Origin of the sequence: Pseudomonas sp. 14P_8.1_Bac3 (assembly GCF_025466085.1) — a bacterium.
Lineage (GTDB): Bacteria > Pseudomonadota > Gammaproteobacteria > Pseudomonadales > Pseudomonadaceae > Aquipseudomonas.
In genome coordinates this window covers 66,238-82,620 of sequence record NZ_JANLOD010000041.1, presented here as the reverse complement: position 1 = coordinate 82,620, position 16,383 = coordinate 66,238, and the positions used below count along the sequence as shown (strand labels likewise).

19 protein-coding genes and 1 tRNA gene are annotated in these 16,383 nt (G+C 59.7%); 8 read left to right on the top strand and 12 right to left on the bottom strand.

The window, feature by feature from the left end; all coding sequences use genetic code 11:
• Nucleotides 1-63: 63 nt before the first annotated feature.
• The 6 genes from vapC to NTD84_RS11760 form a co-directional block, all read right to left on the bottom strand.
• Nucleotides 64-471, bottom strand: a complete 408-nt coding sequence (gene vapC / locus NTD84_RS11785; RefSeq protein ID WP_262165448.1) for a type II toxin-antitoxin system tRNA(fMet)-specific endonuclease VapC — start codon at nucleotides 469-471, stop codon at nucleotides 64-66.
• Nucleotides 471-701: an antitoxin gene (locus NTD84_RS11780; RefSeq protein ID WP_262165446.1), complete on the bottom strand. Its 231-nt coding sequence runs from the start codon at nucleotides 699-701 to the stop codon at nucleotides 471-473. The genes vapC and NTD84_RS11780 overlap by 1 nt, the downstream gene beginning before the upstream one ends.
• A 180-nt stretch (nucleotides 702-881) precedes the next feature.
• Nucleotides 882-1,334, bottom strand: a complete 453-nt coding sequence (locus NTD84_RS11775) for a hypothetical protein (protein WP_262165443.1) — start codon at nucleotides 1,332-1,334, stop codon at nucleotides 882-884.
• A gap of 6 nt (nucleotides 1,335-1,340) precedes the next feature.
• Nucleotides 1,341-1,757, bottom strand: coding sequence for a hypothetical protein (locus tag NTD84_RS11770; protein ID WP_262165441.1), 417 nt, complete (start codon nucleotides 1,755-1,757; stop codon nucleotides 1,341-1,343).
• 20 nt (nucleotides 1,758-1,777) lie between these two features.
• Complete coding sequence (locus NTD84_RS11765) at nucleotides 1,778-2,758, bottom strand: alpha/beta fold hydrolase (protein ID WP_262165439.1); 981 nt, start codon at nucleotides 2,756-2,758, stop codon at nucleotides 1,778-1,780.
• Nucleotides 2,759-2,826: 68 nt separating this feature from the next.
• The gene (locus NTD84_RS11760) at nucleotides 2,827-3,879 is read right to left on the bottom strand and encodes a YhcG family protein (protein WP_262165584.1); all 1,053 of its coding nucleotides are present in this window, start codon (nucleotides 3,877-3,879) and stop codon (nucleotides 2,827-2,829) included.
• 261 nt (nucleotides 3,880-4,140) lie between these two features.
• Here NTD84_RS11760 and NTD84_RS11755 point away from each other — a divergent pair, with 261 nt between their 5' ends.
• Nucleotides 4,141-4,590: a carboxypeptidase regulatory-like domain-containing protein gene (locus NTD84_RS11755; RefSeq protein ID WP_262165436.1), complete on the top strand. Its 450-nt coding sequence runs from the start codon at nucleotides 4,141-4,143 to the stop codon at nucleotides 4,588-4,590.
• A gap of 65 nt (nucleotides 4,591-4,655) precedes the next feature.
• Here the strand turns inward: NTD84_RS11755 and NTD84_RS11750 are convergent.
• The 5 genes from NTD84_RS11750 to NTD84_RS11730 all read right to left on the bottom strand — a co-directional run bounded on the left by NTD84_RS11750 (nucleotide 4,656) and on the right by NTD84_RS11730 (nucleotide 8,875).
• Nucleotides 4,656-4,731, bottom strand: a tRNA-Phe gene (locus NTD84_RS11750).
• Nucleotides 4,732-4,834: 103 nt separating this feature from the next.
• On the bottom strand, nucleotides 4,835-5,107 hold the full coding sequence (locus NTD84_RS11745) for an oxidative damage protection protein (protein ID WP_010464608.1): 273 nt from the start codon (nucleotides 5,105-5,107) through the stop codon (nucleotides 4,835-4,837).
• Nucleotides 5,104-6,171 (bottom strand): A/G-specific adenine glycosylase, encoded by a 1,068-nt coding sequence (mutY, locus tag NTD84_RS11740; RefSeq protein ID WP_262165433.1) that lies wholly within the window; start codon nucleotides 6,169-6,171, stop codon nucleotides 5,104-5,106. Before mutY ends, NTD84_RS11745 begins: the two co-directional genes overlap by 4 nt.
• On the bottom strand, nucleotides 6,168-8,393 hold the full coding sequence (locus NTD84_RS11735; protein ID WP_262165430.1) for an AsmA family protein: 2,226 nt from the start codon (nucleotides 8,391-8,393) through the stop codon (nucleotides 6,168-6,170). Before NTD84_RS11735 ends, mutY begins: the two co-directional genes overlap by 4 nt.
• A 77-nt stretch (nucleotides 8,394-8,470) precedes the next feature.
• Nucleotides 8,471-8,875: a PanM family protein gene (locus NTD84_RS11730; protein WP_262165427.1), complete on the bottom strand. Its 405-nt coding sequence runs from the start codon at nucleotides 8,873-8,875 to the stop codon at nucleotides 8,471-8,473.
• A gap of 222 nt (nucleotides 8,876-9,097) precedes the next feature.
• On the opposite strand from NTD84_RS11730, the gene NTD84_RS11725 reads away from it, so the two are divergent.
• The 6 genes from NTD84_RS11725 (at nucleotide 9,098) to hisF (ending at nucleotide 14,102) form a co-directional block, all read left to right on the top strand.
• The gene (locus NTD84_RS11725) at nucleotides 9,098-10,762 is read left to right on the top strand and encodes an OFA family MFS transporter (RefSeq protein ID WP_262165425.1); all 1,665 of its coding nucleotides are present in this window, start codon (nucleotides 9,098-9,100) and stop codon (nucleotides 10,760-10,762) included.
• Between the two features lie 291 nt (nucleotides 10,763-11,053).
• Nucleotides 11,054-11,647 (top strand): imidazoleglycerol-phosphate dehydratase HisB, encoded by a 594-nt coding sequence (gene hisB / locus NTD84_RS11720; protein WP_003186751.1) that lies wholly within the window; start codon nucleotides 11,054-11,056, stop codon nucleotides 11,645-11,647.
• Entirely contained in the window at nucleotides 11,647-12,285 is a 639-nt protein-coding gene (gene hisH / locus NTD84_RS11715) for an imidazole glycerol phosphate synthase subunit HisH (protein WP_262165421.1), read from the top strand. The genes hisB and hisH overlap by 1 nt, the downstream gene beginning before the upstream one ends.
• Entirely contained in the window at nucleotides 12,285-12,542 is a 258-nt protein-coding gene (locus tag NTD84_RS11710; RefSeq protein WP_008024930.1) for a DUF2164 domain-containing protein, read from the top strand. The genes hisH and NTD84_RS11710 overlap by 1 nt, the downstream gene beginning before the upstream one ends.
• A gap of 42 nt (nucleotides 12,543-12,584) precedes the next feature.
• Nucleotides 12,585-13,322, top strand: a complete 738-nt coding sequence (hisA, locus tag NTD84_RS11705) for a 1-(5-phosphoribosyl)-5-[(5-phosphoribosylamino)methylideneamino]imidazole-4-carboxamide isomerase (RefSeq protein ID WP_262165418.1) — start codon at nucleotides 12,585-12,587, stop codon at nucleotides 13,320-13,322.
• 9 nt (nucleotides 13,323-13,331) lie between these two features.
• Nucleotides 13,332-14,102, top strand: coding sequence for an imidazole glycerol phosphate synthase subunit HisF (hisF, locus tag NTD84_RS11700; protein WP_007897430.1), 771 nt, complete (start codon nucleotides 13,332-13,334; stop codon nucleotides 14,100-14,102).
• Nucleotides 14,103-14,150: 48 nt separating this feature from the next.
• On the opposite strand, the gene NTD84_RS11695 is transcribed toward hisF, so the two are convergent.
• A complete protein-coding gene (locus NTD84_RS11695; RefSeq protein ID WP_262165414.1) occupies nucleotides 14,151-15,362 on the bottom strand; it encodes a trypsin-like serine peptidase in 1,212 nt (403 codons plus the stop codon).
• Between the two features lie 219 nt (nucleotides 15,363-15,581).
• On the opposite strand from NTD84_RS11695, the gene NTD84_RS11690 reads away from it, so the two are divergent.
• A complete protein-coding gene (locus tag NTD84_RS11690; protein WP_262165411.1) occupies nucleotides 15,582-16,337 on the top strand; it encodes a substrate-binding periplasmic protein in 756 nt (251 codons plus the stop codon).
• Nucleotides 16,338-16,383: the final 46 nt, after the last annotated feature.

Sequence of the window (16,383 nt, the reverse complement as noted above, 5' to 3'; positions counted from 1 at the left end):
GACGTTTGCAAAAAAATGGCCGCTGTCTGTAAGGACGGGCGGCCGTTTTTTTCGATGCTCGATTTAATCGGGTTGAGTCCAGTCCTGCACACGTATACCTGGGACCCGTTCAAACTCTCGCCTGTTGTTGGTGACCACGATCAACCCTCGTGAGCGCGCATGCCCGGCGATCATCTGGTCATAGGGGCCTATGGGGGTTCCAGCCTTTGCGAGTTCGGATCGAATCATTCCGGTGTGCGCAGCGGCTTCATTGTCAAAGGGCAATACATCGAGGCGTGCCGCCATGCCCTCGATCACCGCGAGGTTCTTTTCGGGAGCTGCCGATTTTTCGGCACCGTAAATTAACTCCATCAGCGTGACAGCGCTAATACACAACTGCCCGTCATGGAGGTTAAAAGCCTCTCTAACAATTTGCGGTTTGTTTTTGATGGTGAAAATGCAGATGTTGGTATCGAGCATGAACTTGATCATCAGAACGATTCACGCTCCTGATCGATGGGTTGTTCACGATTGGTCATGAAATCTGTACTTACGCTGCCTCCGTCGAACCAGCTATCCCACGTCTCGTCCGCGGGAGTAATAAGGCGAGCTCTGCCGATAGCAATTACGTTCACTCTTTTTACATCGCTTGGCATTGCAACGGCTTTGGGAAGGCGGACAGCCTGGCTTCGATTGCTCATGAAAAGTGTTGTCTGTTCCATTTGGCCTCCCTGTTTCTAACGGTCTCGTCCTTCACAGAGTAGATTTCTAGAGGGATATGTCAACGGGATATACATCGGCACTGACAAAAGGTCATTCCAAATGGTTTATTTGCCACGTCTCAGAAAAACGGCCGCGGTCTGTAAGGACATGCGGCCATTTTTGTTTTCACTCAAAGGCGATTACTCGCTCTTTTCTTCCCGCGCCTCCAGCGACTGACGATAGCTGTCCAGTGCATCGCCGAAGTCGGTGATGAACTGTGGATCGGTCAGCCACGCCTGAGCGGTGTCGCGGTCCATGCCGTCGGCCCACATGCGGTAGTCGATCAGCATGTCGGCAGCCAGGTGGGTCGCGGCCATGGCTTCGTTGTCGGCGTTTTCCATGTCCAGCAGTTCTGGATGCTCGTTGATGATGTCGGCGAGGTTCGACAACAGTGTCAGCAGCATGTCGTTGCGGCTGGTGGCTTCGGCGTCGCGCATTTTGCTGAACATCGCCAGGGTGTATTCCGGGATTGGCTCACCGATGTCGCCCAGCTCATCGTCCAGTGCGGCGGGTTTTCGGCCGTGGATGTTGATCTGTTTGGCTTTGATCTTGGCGCGCTTGGCGCGTTTCTGCTGCTTGTTCAGGGATGCCATGGGAACTCAGTTCGGTGTCGGTGGATTTTGGGCGGCGATGGCTGCGGAAGCCGCGACGTAATCAACCTGGAAGGCTGGGGATTCGATCCAGGCCAGGGCGCCGGCTTCGTCTGTTTCGGTAGACCATTGGCGATATTCGATCAGCGCGGCAATGATGAAGTCCGTGGCGGTTTCCTCGCCTTCCTGCAGCAGCACCAGCGCGAGCAGCGGGTGCTCGAGGAACACCGTGCACATGGCCTGCTGGCTGATCTTTTCGGCGTCGATCATTTCTTTGAACAGGTCGGTCAGGTCCACCGATTCGAAGTCGATGCGATCATCGTTCGGGTCCAGCTCGACCGGCGCGGCAGGCCGTTGGGTGCGGTTCTGCTTGGCCTTGGCTTTGGCGCGGGTCGCGCGTTTCTGCTGTTTGTTGGCGGAGCCCATGGGTTTTGATCCATCGTGCGTTAAAGGGATTCGCTGCGCGGCACTATCCGCCCGGGCGTATCGCGGGGCAGCTCGCCACTGTGCAGCCAGGACAATGCTATGGGCCATAGTGTGGCTTGGTATGCGCTGCGAAAAAAGGCGAAATGTCCGACCTGTTCTTCGCCGATGTCTTCGGGGGCGATTCGCAGGTGGGTGTTCGTGCCGCCGGTGAAGTAACCGAGCAGGCGTTCGATGGCGGGGATCGTGCCGTAGGGATCGTCCGTGATGCTGATCGCCAGGGTGTTCGCAGTCATCGTTGCGAAGGGCATCTGGCCGATTTTTGCGTTGAGCGCGCGGCCGCTGGGGCGCGTCTCATATCGAGTAGTGGGCATTGCCCAGTCGCGAACCACCCCGGCGGGCGTGTCTTCCAGCCAACCAAGGCGTTTGCCGGGAAAGTAGCCGCAAATCATCGTGATCAACGGCATCACCACATGCCACTTACCGAACATGCGCCAGCGATGAGCCGGCGCGTAGTCGCGCCAGTAAGCGAATTGTGCGCCGACCGTCACCAGGCGCCGGATAATCTTCCCGGACACCCCCAGGCCCGCTGCACAGCCGCCAAAGCTGTGGCCGACCACGTCGATGGGCTGGCCGGGGAATTCGCGCTCAGCGCGCTCGAGCATCGCCTGGAAGTCCAGTGCGCCCCAGTCGGACCATGACGCCTTCAATCCTTTTAGAGACTCAGGTCGCGATTCGCCGATGCCGCGATAATCATAGGTGACGACGTCGAAGCCGTTGGAGAACAGGTAGTCGGCGAAGCGTGAATAGTGTCGGCAGCGCACCGAGGTGGCGGCGTTGATGATGACGACCGGCCGAGCAGTGTCTTGAGAGGCGTGCCGCCAGGTGAAGCCACCCAGGATAAAGCCGTCTGCCGCGGGCTCCCTGAACGGTTCGCCGGAAGCGGAGGCTGGCAGCGGCGACTCGATTTGAGCGGGGGCCAGTGACGTGTCCTGCACATTCATCGACTTCGAACCTTTGCGGGGAGTTGCCAACGATAGTCTTCACGGGGCGGGTGGACAATCGTCCGTGGTTAATCCATGGCCAGAGCGCGGTCTTGAAGCGCGGCCCGTTCCCGATCCAGTTCCGCGCGCAGTTCCTCCTCGCTGGGCAGTACTGTCCTGTATTTGCTGGCGAAAAGCTGTTCGGTGTCTTTCAGCATCGAGTAGCGCACCACCGATTCGTCCTTTTGCGCACAGAGAATGATGCCAACGGTGGGCCCGTCCTCCGGTCCGCGTTTGAGGTCGTCATACATTCGAACGTACATGTCCATCTGGCCAACGTCCTGATGGGTCAGCTCGCCGCGTTTGAGATCGAAGATGACGAAGCACTTGAGCAGGTAGTTGTAGAACACCAGATCAATGTAGAAGTCTTTGCTGTCGGTGCTGATGCGCTGTTGGCGCGCGATGAACGCAAATCCTTTGCCCAGTTCGAGCAGGAAGGCCTGAAGCTGGTTGATCAATGCCTGCTCGAGATTGGTTTCCTGGTTCAAGCCTGTGTTGGGCATACCCAGAAACTCCAGCATGACCGGATCCCTGATGAAGTCCCTGGGCTGTACGTTCATTTTCTGAATGTTGCTGGCGGCTTCCTGCTCTACGGCAGCCCGGTCACGGCTCGTCAGCAAGCGCTCGTAGTAGAGGGTGTTGATCTGACGTTCCAGGGCGCGGCTCGACCAGTTTTGGTTGGCGGCTTCGTTCATGTACCAACGGCGTGCCTTGTCGCTGTCGACTCGCAGCAGTCTGCGATAGTGGGTCCAGCTCAATTCGTGACGCAGTGCGTCACGAATTGGAAACGCCTTATAAAAGAGGCGCATATAGCGAAGGTTGGAGGCGTCAAAGCCTTTGCCAAAGTCCTCTGTCAGATTCCGGGCCAGCGTTGCCAGCAACTGCTTCCCATACTCCGCCCGTCGAGCCCCTTCCTGCTCGAACTCCACGATATGGCGTCCGATCTGCCAGCAGGTTTGCACCTGCACGGTATCAACCGTTCGCAGCACTTTCTGCCGGGCCTGGCGGATCAGCTCGCCAAGATTGCCCAACAGCGAGGCGAGTTGAAGGTCCTGCGTGCTTTCAGGTTTGGGTAGGCTCATGAAATCTTCCGCCGAGGGATGAACAGGCAGGAGAGGATGGCAGCGACGGTGGGGGCGGGGATGCCGGGCGCGGCTGTAAAACCGGAAGGAAAGTCCGATTGGATTTGCAGGATCGCTCCTACGGCAATCCGCACCCGAGGAAACCATGTGTAGTCCAATTCGCAGTGAGCTCAAGCACTAATCAATCTGAAACCAGGACGGTCGGCAGCAAATCCAAATAAGGGTAACGATTGAGCTCCGTGGAGCTCGGGAGTCCCCCCTATGAAACCTATTCATGCGTTGCTGTTGCCCATCGCTGCCATGGGCCTGTTGATGTTCCCGGTGATGTTGCAGGCTGCCAGCCTTGAGCCTGTGGATAATTCAGGCGTGCAGGTTCAACGGCAGGATCAAAACGGAGTGGCCTACCTGTCTGGCGGTATCGGCGTGGATGAGGCGAAAGCCATCCAGCAAGCGACGGGCTACAACCTGCACATGACGTTTTCCATCGGGCCGGAAGGCAAATATGTGCCGGACGTCGATGTGGTTGTGCAGAAGGCCCAAGGGCAAACCGTGCTGACACTCACCCAGGCGGGCCCGCTGGTTTACGTGCAGCTGCCACCTGGCAAGTACACCGTTGTTGCAACGCGTAACGGCGAAGAGCGGCGCGATACCACAGACGTCGGACGCGGCTCGCCGCGCAACCTGGTTTTTACCTGGAAGGGCGACGAGTAGCCGGGCCTGAACAAATCCCAGGCATAAAAAAACCCTGAATCTTGCGATTCAGGGTTTTCGGTATTTGGTGCCCAGAGACGGAATCGAACCGCCGACACGGGGATTTTCAATCCCCTGCTCTACCGACTGAGCTATCTGGGCAACGGGGCGCATTAAACGGGTTTTTCAGGGGGTCGTCAAGCAAGTTTTCAAAAAAAATTTAACTATTACCGTCGCTTACGTTCCGACCCCCGATGAAACGGGATTATTCTGCCGGCGGAACGTAGCCGTCAGCCTTGGCGTATTCCTCGCCGGAGAAGTACTTGTCCATCTCGCCCTGCAAATATTTGCGGTCTTCGGCGTTCATCATGTTCAGGCGTTTTTCGTTGATCAGCAGGGTCTGGTGTTTCTGCCAGTCGGCCCAGGCCTTGGCCGAGACGTGGTCAAAAATGTCCTGGCCTTTTGCGCCAGGGAAAGGAGCGCGCTCCAGGGCGGGCAGTTCTTCTTTGTACTTGCGGCACATGATGGTGCGGGTCATGACGACTCTCCTGCGTTCAATACGGCGGCCGCGCGTTCGAGCAAGGTTTTGACCGGGGCAGCAAGGCCCAGGCGCGGCGGGGTGGCGAGGTTATACCAGAGCCAGTCAGCCTCGGCCACGTGATGGCCGGCCTCCTGGACCTGAACCAGCCAGGGTTCGATGGACAACTGGAAGTGGCTGAAGGTGTGCACCAGGCTCGGCAGCGCTTGTTGCGTGCCCAGTTCCAGCGAGTGCTGTGACGCGAGGTGCTGCAGGTCGTCGAGGTCGTCGAGTTCCGGCAGGCTCCAGAGCCCCCCCCACAAGCCGGTGGAAGGGCGACGGTAAAGCAGAATCGCGCCTTCACCGTTGGCGAGCATCGGCATCAGCGTGCGCTTCTGTGGCACGGTTTTGCGCGGTTTGGGGATCGGGTAGCGGGTTTCCAGGCCGAGCATGTGCGCTTCGCAGCCTTTTTCCAGCGGACACAGCAGGCAACTCGGTTTGCTGCGGGTACAAAGCGTGGCGCCCAGGTCCATCATCGCCTGGGTGTAGGCGTTGACCCGATCATGGGGTGTGAAGCGCTCCGCGGTCGCCCACAGCTGTTTCGCGACTTTCGGCTCGCCCGGGTAGCCTTCTTGCGCCGTAAACCGCGCCAGCACCCGTTTGACGTTGCCGTCCAGGATCGGCGCGCGCAACCCCATGCTCAGGCTGGCAATGGCGCCCGCCGTGGACAGGCCGATCCCCGGCAGCTCCACCAGTTTTTCCACATCCCGCGGAAATTCCCCGCCGTACTCGGCGACGACAATCTTCGCGGTCTTCTGCAGGTTGCGCGCGCGGGTGTAATAACCGAGGCCGGTCCACAGGTGCAGCACTTCGTCTTCCGGTGCAGCGGCCAGGGCTTCGACCGTCGGCAACGAGGCCATGAACCGGTCGAAATAATTCAGCACCGTGCTGACCTGGGTTTGCTGCAGCATGATTTCCGAGACCCACACCCGATACGGGGTGATGCCCTGTTGCCAAGGCAAATCGTGGCGGCCGTGGCGGTCGTACCAGTCCAGCACCGCCGTTGAAAACTGCTCGGCTTTCATCGCTTGAACAGCCCCTTCAGCGCGTTTTTCAGTTCAGGGCTGACCTTGTCGCCGAGTTTCTCATCGATCTTTTCGCTGAGCTTGTCGCCCGCCAGTTTGGTGGCGACCTGGCCCATGCGCTCGTTGTCGAGGCGGCAGGCTTTGGCGCCGAGTTCCAGCGGACCGCGGCAACGCAGTGGCCATTCGATGCCGACGAACTTGTCGCCGACCTGACAGGCCGGGTCCGGCATCGCGCTGGTGTCGCCTTCGACGATGATGCCGACGCGGTAATCCATGCCCAGCACCCGCAGGTCGACGTCACCGTCACCGTTGACGGTCATGCCGGGGATGCGCACTTTGAGGTCCGGGTTGCTCGCCACGCCGTTACGGAAGATCAGGTTGCCCTTGAGCTCCTGGAACGGCGTGTCCTTGCCGCGCGGCTCACCGCTCAGGGTTTTGCGGTTGAGCGTGGCGATGCCTTTGCACAGTTGCTGTTCGAGGTTGGCATTAAGCAGGACGCCGTTGTTGATGACGAAACTGGCGTTGCCGTTGAGGGTCTCGATCAGCGCTTTCTGACTGTTGCCATTGCCGGTCAGGCTGCTGTTGAGCGTGACCAGGCCTTTGACTGGTGGATTCTTGCCCTGGCTTTCGAGGATTTTCTCCACCGGCACTTTGTTGATGCGGGTCTGCATGTTCAGCGCCGGTACGTCCTGGCGCACGTCGAGGGTGCCCTTGGATTCAAAGCTGCCGTCGTACAAGTCGCCGCGCAGATTTTCGAGGGTGAGCAGACCTTCCTTGCCATTGGCCTTGAGCGCCGCGTTCTGGATCGGCAGCTTGTCGAGGGTCAGTTGGCCGAACGTCAGGTCGGCGTCCACATCGAGTTTGCTCAGGCGCTCCACCGGCAACAGGCGCTCGGTGCTCCATGCGCCTTTGGTGGGTTTGTCCGGCAGCGGTGTGCTGCCGGCGCCGGCCATGGCATCGGCCTCGGTGCTGGCCACTTCGGCCTGTCGCACCTGCGTCGCGCTGTTGGCTTCGGCGGATTTTGGCGGCAGGTAGCGGTCGACGTTGAACGTGTCAGCCTTGAGCACCGCCCGCAGCGATTGCTTGGCAAAATCTTCGACGGCGATGCGGCCGCTGAAGGTGCTGTCGTCGATTTTCAGGTTGATGTTGTCCAGCGCCAGGCTGGTCGGCGTGCCGGCAACGCGGCTGACCAGTTCGACTTTGCTCAGGCTGCCTTCGGCCATGGCCGGGAGCGTTTGACCGATGCTGTCGACGAACTTGGCCAGATCGAATTGCGCAATCGAAATCCCGCCGTTGACCTGCGGGGTCTTGTCCAGGTCGTTGACCTTGAGCTCACCCAGCGCGCGCAACTGATTGGCGGAGATTTTGATGCCGGTCCATTCGGCAACGTTCGCCGCTTTATCCAGCAGCAACTGCCCTTGGGCGGCAAAGGTCACGGTTTTGCCTTGCAGCGGATCGCCGGCGAGTTCGCCGGACAGTTTCATGTCTTCGAATTTATAGCGTTGCAAGGCCCGTTCGAAACGCAGCTCGCCGTTGAGCTCGGTGCGCACCCGCAGAACGGGCTGGTTGGTGCCGAGGAACGCAGTGAGCTTGAGCGGAATGTTGGTGGAGTCGTGCACCGGGCCGGTGCTCAGCTGGATGCTTTCGGCGCTGAACTGCTTGCCGGTCTTTTCGTCGCTGTATTCGACGCGGGCGTTGTTGACGGTCAGGCTGTCGATGTCCAGGCGAATCGGTTGGGCCGGCTTTTCCACCTGGACGGTGGTTTGCGAGGCAGGTTCGCCGGGGGTGACGGGAGGTGCGGCCGGGTTGGCAGCCGTTGGCACTTTGCCGATGTCTTCCCAGTTGCCGTGGCCATCCTTGTCGCGGTTCAGGCGCAGGTTCAGGCCTTCGACGCGCACGTCGCTCATCTGCACTTCACGGCGCAGCAGCGGCAGCACGCGCACCGACAGGCCGAGCATCTGCAGGTCGGCGAACGGTTCGGTGGGCTTGGCCAGCGTTGCAACACTGGCTTCGTGCAGTTCCAGGCCCAGCCACGGGAACAGGCTCCAGCCGATGTCGCCATTGAGCGTCAGCTCGATGTGGGCCTTGTCGCGGGCAATCTGGCGAATCTCGTCTTTATAGTCGTTGGGATCGAAGAGGTGGGTCAGGGCAAAGCCCAGCGCCACAATGATCAGCAACAGCCCGAGAAGTACCAGACCCAGGATTTTGCCGAACGCTTTCATGGGCGAGTCCTTGTAGTTAGTCGAATTCGAATTTAGCCGGGGAGTATAGCGCTCCGAAGTGGACGACCGGTCATCGATCAACCCGGCAACACATCCAGCGGCACTTTCAGTTTGGCTGCCAGCGCCTGGGCTTCAAGGTGCCCGGCAGGCGCCAGCAGCCGCAATGTCGCACCCGCTCGCGACGCCAGTTCCTGTGCTTCGTTCACCAGGCGCTCGGCAACCCCACGACGTCGGGTAATTTTTCGTACGCACAGTTGGGACAAATGCCAGACGTCCCGATGCCTTTGCAGGCGTGCCGCGCCCAGCAGTCGATCGTTGAAACGTCCGGCGATCAGCGAGCCGTCGCGCAGACAGCCTTCGATCAGCTGCACATCGTCGGCAAACGGGGCGAACAGCCAGCCCGGTGCGTCACGGTAAATCTTCTGCAGATCCTGCTGATCCTGATAGGTGGCGTCGTTCAGCAACTCAACTATGATCGGCATGAAGGTTCCTTGAGTGGTACGAAAACAGACGACTTTGCAAAAGTGATATCAGTTTGGTTTTTCTGTCACGTGCAAATGGTAACCTTTGCCAGTTCGTCCGTCCTTCTGCGACGTGATGTCGCACCAAAATGAAGCTCCATCCTGAAAAAACGGTCATGCGTGCGCATAAAGGCTGGGGATGGGGAATGACTGCGAACCATACTTATAATTGGGGGATACACAATGACCACGAGCACCACGGCGGACGGTTTCAAAACCGACCAGCCTGCGTTCCTGTCCAAGGAGCGCATCATCGCCAAGCCCGGTTTCAACCGTTGGCTGGTACCACCGGCCGCCTTGGCCATCCACCTTTGCATCGGCATGGCCTACGGCTTCTCGGTATTCTGGCTGCCGCTGTCCAAAGCCCTGGGCGTGACCAAGGCGGTTGCCTGCTCGCCAGACATGAGCTTCATCTCGCAGGTTTTTTCCTCGCAATGCGACTGGCCGATCTCGATGCTCGGCTGGATCTACACCCTGTTCTTCATTTTCCTCGGCTGCTCGGCAGCGATCTGGGGTGGCTGGCTGGAACACGCCGGGCCGCGCAAGGCCGGTGTGGTGTCGGCACTGTGCTGGTGCGGTGGTCTGCTGATTTCGGCGCTGGGCGTGTACACGCACCAGATCTGGCTGATGTGGATCGGCTCCGGGGTCATTGGCGGTATCGGCCTGGGCCTGGGTTACATCTCGCCGGTGTCGACCCTGATCAAGTGGTTCCCGGACAAGCGCGGTATGGCGACCGGCATGGCGATCATGGGCTTTGGCGGTGGCGCGATGGTCGGTGCTCCGCTGGCCGCGGCCCTGATGGGCCACTTCGCTTCGCCGACCAGCGTCGGCGTGTGGCAAAGCTTCCTGGTGATGGCCGCGATCTACTTCGTGTTCATGATCGGCGGCGCACTGTCCTACCGCGTTCCGCCAACCGGCTGGAAGCCTGAAGGCTGGACCGCTCCGGCGAAAAAAGCTGCTAACGCGATGATCACTCATCGCCACGTGCACGTGAATGTAGCGTGGAAAACCCCGCAGTTCCGTCTGGTGTGGCTGGTGCTGTGCCTCAACGTTTCCGCCGGTATCGGCATCCTCGGCATGGCCTCGCCCCTGTTGCAGGAAGTGTTTGCGGGCAAGCTGCTCGGCACTGACCAGACGTTCGGTCAGCTGGACGCGGGTCAACTGGCGGCGATCGCCGCGATTGCGGCCGGTTTCACCGGGTTGCTGAGCCTGTTCAATATCGGCGGCCGGTTCTTCTGGGCGTCGTTCTCGGACTACCTGGGCCGCAAGAACACCTACTTCGTGTTCTTCGCCCTGGGCTTTGCGCTGTACGCGTTGATTCCGAACCTCGGTCACCTGGGTAACGTGGCGCTGTTCGTGGCGGCGTTCTGCATCATCCTGTCGATGTATGGCGGTGGTTTTGCCACGGTTCCGGCTTATCTGGCGGACCTGTTCGGTACGCAAATGGTCGGTGCGATCCACGGTCGTCTGCTGACTGCCTGGGCAGCAGCGGGCGTGTTGGGCCCGGTGCTGGTGAACTACCTGCGTGAATATCAACTGAGCATCGGCGTCGAACGCGCCGCGGCTTACGACATCACGTTGTACATCCTCGCGGGCCTGCTGGTGCTGGGTTTCCTCTGCAACCTGCTGGTGCGTCCAGTGGCCGACAAATACTTCATGACCGACGCCGAACTGGCCGCCGAACAGGCGCTGGGCCACGACAAGGGTGCTGACAGCAGCACCGTGCTGGAGTGGAAAGCGGCGCCGGGCACCAAGCCGCTGGCGATTGCTGCGTGGCTGGTGGTGGGGATTCCGTTGGCGTGGGGTGTTTGGGTGACGCTGCAGAAGACGGCGGTGCTCTTCCACTAAGGAACTTGGCCCGGACCTGATGGTTCGGGCCCAGGCACCGAACCTTGTGGGAGCGGGCTTGCTCGCGAAAGCGCTGGTCCAGTCGACATTATCTTCGGCTGAACCAGCGCTTTCGCGAGCAAGCCCGCTCCCACATTTGTTTGTGTCGTACGAAAGTGACTTGTATGGACAGGTACATTCTCGGCAGTCCTGAATTCACTCCGTCAGCGATATCACCTCCCGTGTTTCTGTTTCCCGCCCGCGCCCCTATAATGGCTGCCTTTTTCGCCCAATGATTTTGCGGAGCTGGTGATGGCCGAACGTAAGGCGTCAGTCGAGCGCGACACTCTGGAAACCCAGATCAAAGCCTCGATCAACCTGGATGGCACCGGAAAGGCCCGATTTGATATCGGTGTTCCTTTTCTTGAGCACATGCTGGACCAGATCGCCCGTCACGGGCTGATCGACCTGGATATTGTCAGCAAGGGCGACCTGCATATCGACGACCACCACACCGTGGAAGACGTCGGTATCACCCTGGGTCAGGCCTTCACCAAAGCCATCGGCGACAAAAAAGGCATCCGTCGCTACGGCCACGCCTACGTGCCGCTCGATGAAGCGCTGTCGCGCGTGGTGATCGACTTCTCCGGCCGTCCGGGCCTGCAGATGCACGTTCCCTACACCCGCGCCACTGTTGGCGGTTTCGACGTTGACCTGTTCCAGGAGTTTTTCCAGGGCTTCGTCAACCACGCCAATGTCACCTTGCACATCGACAATCTGCGTGGGCACAACACCCATCACCAGATCGAAACGGTGTTCAAGGCCTTCGGCCGCGCATTGCGCATGGCAGTCGAGCTGGATGACCGCATGGCCGGTCAGATGCCATCGACCAAGGGCGTTCTGTAATGCAGACGGTCGCGGTTATCGATTACGGCATGGGCAACCTGCACTCGGTGGCCAAGGCCCTCGAGCACGTCGGGGCCGGCAAGGTCTTGATCACCAGCGATGCCGACGTGATTCGTGAAGCCGACCGGGTGGTTTTCCCCGGCGTTGGCGCGATTCGCGATTGCATGGCGGAGATCCGTCGCCTGGGCTTCGATTCGCTGGTGCGCGAAGTCAGCCAGGATCGCCCGTTTCTCGGCATTTGCGTGGGCATGCAAGCCTTGCTCGACAGCAGCGAAGAGAACGACGGCGTCGACTGCATCGGCCTGTTTCCCGGCCAGGTGAAATTCTTCGGCAAGGACCTGCATGAGGACGGCGAGCACCTGAAAGTCCCGCACATGGGCTGGAACGAAGTGAAGCAGACGGTCACGCACCCGCTGTGGCACAACATTCCGGACCTCGCGCGTTTCTATTTCGTGCACAGCTACTACATCGCCGCCGCCAATGCCCGGCAGGTGGTGGGTGGCGGTCACTACGGTGTCGATTTCGCCGCAGCGCTGGCCGACGGCTCGCGTTTTGCCGTGCAGTTCCACCCGGAGAAAAGCCATACCCATGGCCTGCAATTGCTGCAGAACTTCGCCGCGTGGGACGGTCGCTGGTAATGGCCGTCAAGAAGAAGCCGCCGATCCTGACCCTCACTCCCGAGCAGGAGAACGAGGCCAACCACAAGATCAAACGCTTCATGGAGGATCGCTTCGAACTGGACCTGGGTTCGTTCGAAGCGGCCGAAATCCTTGAGCTGTTTACCCGCGAAATTGCGCCGCACTATTACAACAGGGCGATTTTCGATGTGCAGACGCACCTTAAAGAAAGGTTCGAAAGCATCGAAAGCGACCTGTGGGCGCTCGAGAAAAACTGATTTCCGAGCGAAGCTGAACAATCGAATTTGAAGGTTTGCCAGATGCTGATTATCCCCGCTATCGATCTCAAGGACGGTGCCTGTGTTCGTCTGCGCCAGGGCCGCATGGAAGATTCCACGGTGTTTTCCGATGACCCGGTGAGCATGGCTGCCAAGTGGGTGGAAGGCGGTTGCCGCCGTCTGCATCTGGTCGACCTCAACGGCGCGTTCGAAGGCCAGCCGGTCAACGGCGAAGTGGTGACCGCCATCGCCAAGCGCTACCCGAACCTGCCGATCCAGATCGGCGGCGGTATCCGCTCCCTGGAAACCATCGAGCACTACGTCAAGGCGGGCGTGAGCTACGTGATCATCGGCACCAAAGCCGTGAAAGATCCGGCCTTCGTTGCCGAAGCCTGCCGCGCGTTCCCGGGCAAGGTGATCGTCGGTCTCGACGCTAAGGACGGCTTTGTCGCCACTGACGGCTGGGCTGAAATCAGCACCGTTCAAGTGATCGATCTGGCCAGGCAGTTTGAAGCCGACGGCGTGTCCGCCATCGTTTATACCGACATCGCCAAAGACGGGATGATGCAGGGTTGCAACGTGCCGTTCACCGCTGCGCTGGCCGCTGCGACGAAGATCCCGGTGATCGCATCCGGTGGCATCCACAATCTGGGTGACATCAAGTCGCTGCTCGACGCCAAGGCGCCCGGCATCATCGGCGCGATCACCGGCCGGGCGATCTACGAAGGCACCCTCGACGTCGCTGAAGCGCAAGCTTTCTGCGATTCGTACAAAGGCTGAGGACTGACCATGGCGCTGGCCAAACGCATCATCCCTTGCCTGGACGTGGACAACGGTCGTGTCGTCAAAGGTGTGAAGTTCGAGAACATCCGCGATGCCGGTGACCCGGTGGAAATTGCCCGTCGCTACGACGAGCAGGGCGCCGACGAGATTACCTTTCTTGACATCACCGCCAGCGTCGACGGGCGCGACACCACGCTGCACACCGTCGAGCGCATGGCCAGCCAGGTGTTCATCCCGCTGACCGTGGGCGGCGGCGTGCGCACCGTGCAGGACATTCGCAACCTGCTGAATGCCGGCGCGGACAAGGTGTCGATCAACACCGCCGCCGTATTCAACCCGGAATTCGTCGGCGAAGCGGCGCAACATTTCGGTTCGCAGTGCATCGTCGTCGCCATCGATGCGAAGAAGGTGTCCGGCCCGGGCGAAACCCCGCGCTGGGAAATCTTCACCCACGGCGGTCGCAAGCCAACGGGCCTCGATGCGGTCGAGTGGGCGAAGAAGATGGAGGGCCTCGGTGCCGGTGAAATCCTGCTCACCAGCATGGACCAGGACGGCATGAAAAACGGCTTCGACCTGGGCGTTACCCGCGCCATCAGCGATGCCCTGGGCATCCCGGTGATCGCCTCCGGCGGCGTCGGCAACCTGCAGCACCTGGCCGACGGCATTCTCGAAGGCCACGCCAGCGCGGTGCTGGCGGCAAGTATTTTCCACTTCGGCGAATACACCGTGCAGGAAGCCAAGGCCTACATGGCCCATCGCGGGATTGTGATGCGCTGAACGCTGATCCCTCGGAGCCGACGCTCCGGGGGATTTGCATCACAGGGGTCAAAGAGCAGGCGCGTTGGTGTCCTCGCTCGTCAGCACCACCGGCACCGACAACGCGTTTCTCAGCAGGCCGGGCTCCAGCGCCTGATCTTCAGACTGCATACCGATAATGCACAGGAAATAGCGTCCGGGCCGCGTACCGATCCGGCTGTCGATAAAGCCATCTATCGAATTGATCGCCGGCGAATAGTGCCGTGGACTTTCGCATTGCTTCGCCACACGCACCGTCTTATGACGGAAGTACGCGGTGTCGATAGTGAATCGATAATCCCAGGTAGGCGTAATCGCTCGGCCGTTCTTCGATTTTTTAATGGTTTTATTGACGGCGGCGACCTTGTCGACGGTGTCGACGTTAAACGTCGGGTAAAGCGGGCAGTTCTTTTCGAGCATGAAGCCGCTTCTGAAACAGCTGGAAAGGTGGGCGACCGGGTTTCCGTAGACATTGCCTTGTATCGCCTCATAGCCTTTTTTTGTCGGTGTGCAGGGAGCATTCAGGCTGCAAGGTGTGAGTGATGGATCGTCATTCACTGTTCCGACCACGCCAATGATTTCGTTGGTGTAGCGATCCAGCAACGGGCTTCCGGAATGGGCTTCGCGAATGTCCTTGCATCGGGTCATGAAGTTGTTGCGCCATACCCATTTGCCTTCGACGACATCGGCCGCCGGTTGTAGCGTGCAGGCGGCCATTGTCAGTATCGAATTCAGCGGCGCACCCACGATCAGCACATCAGAGCCTTTGGCCGGGGTGGCGGCAGCCAGTTTCAGCGGCTTGATGCCTTCGGCGACCAGTGTTTGCAAGCTGATGTCCAGCTCAACGACCGCGATGTCAACGCCCTGCATGCTTCGCCACTTCACCGACTTCAACGGATACGATTTGACTGCGGCATCGTCGAGGAAGTAATTGAAGAACATGCTTCCCCTGATGGGTTGATGGGTGGTGATCTTTCCATTGGAGCGATCAATGCAATGGCCGGCGGTGAGTACATAGGCCGGCGTATGGACGTCGGTCCTGTGCAAGGTGTCGATAAGGGTGGCGGTACACGCGGAATCGTTGCGCAGACGGCCAATCCCCCGCCAGTGATCCCGAGGTTCATCCAGGGTCATTTCATTAGTGAGGTTTCGTACGCCTTCGCCGTAGTCACGAGTGTCTGCAAACGCGGTTGTGCCCATCAGGCCAAAGGCACTGATGAACAGGAGTGGAATCGATTTCATCCTTGAGATCTCTGATTGTTTAGTAGTCGTTGGCCCCGGCAAATCCGGGGTAGGACTAATTAATCAGGTGAGGCAGGGGGCAGGGCGGTAACTATGTAGTGCTTTAAAAAAAGCACCGCTGAAACCGCCGCGTTTGTTCGTACTGAGATCAAAAGGCCAGTAGACAGCGCCACACGCTCAAGGCACTCTTGGGTACGCCATGGATTTCGGTAGCCAGACATGCTCAAACGCCTTCTTCTCGCCCTCGCCAGCGCCTCTCTTTTGCTTATCAATGGAGCGCACGCTGCAGAAAGCCCTGATGCCGATCTGGTGTTGCTGACGGAAAACTTCCCGCCGTACAACATGGCGAAAAACGGCAAGAACTTCGCTCAGGACGAGAACATCAATGGCATCGCCGTGGACATCGTCCGCGAGATGTTCAAGCGCGCCGACATTACCTACAGCCTGACCCTGCGGTTCCCTTGGGAGCGCATCTACAAGCTCGCCCTCGAGAAACCGGGTTATGGCGTGTTCGTGATGGCGCGGTTGCCTGACCGTGAGAAGCTGTTCAAGTGGGTCGGCCCGATTGGCCCGGATGACTGGATCATGCTGGCCAAGGCGGACAGCAAAATCAGCCTGGAAACCCTCGACGACGCGCGCAAGTACAAGATCGGCGCGTACAAGGGCGATGCGATTGCCGTGTCGCTGGCCAAGCAAGGGTTGAACCCGATCGTGGTGCTGCGGGATCAGGACAACGCGAAGAAACTCACCAGCGGTCAGATCGACCTGTGGGCCACGGGTGATCCGGCCGGACGCTATCTGGCGCGTCAGGACGGTGTGACGGGGCTTAAAACGGTGCTGCGCTTCAATAGCGCGGAGTTGTATCTGGCGTTGAACAAGGACGTACCGGATGAGACTGTGGCCAAGTTGCAGGCCGCACTCGATCAGTTGCGCAAGGATGGCGTGGTGGATGAGATCATGGCGCGGTATCTCTGACCCCGGAGCCTTGCACCCATCCAATGTGGGAGCGGGCTTGCTCGCG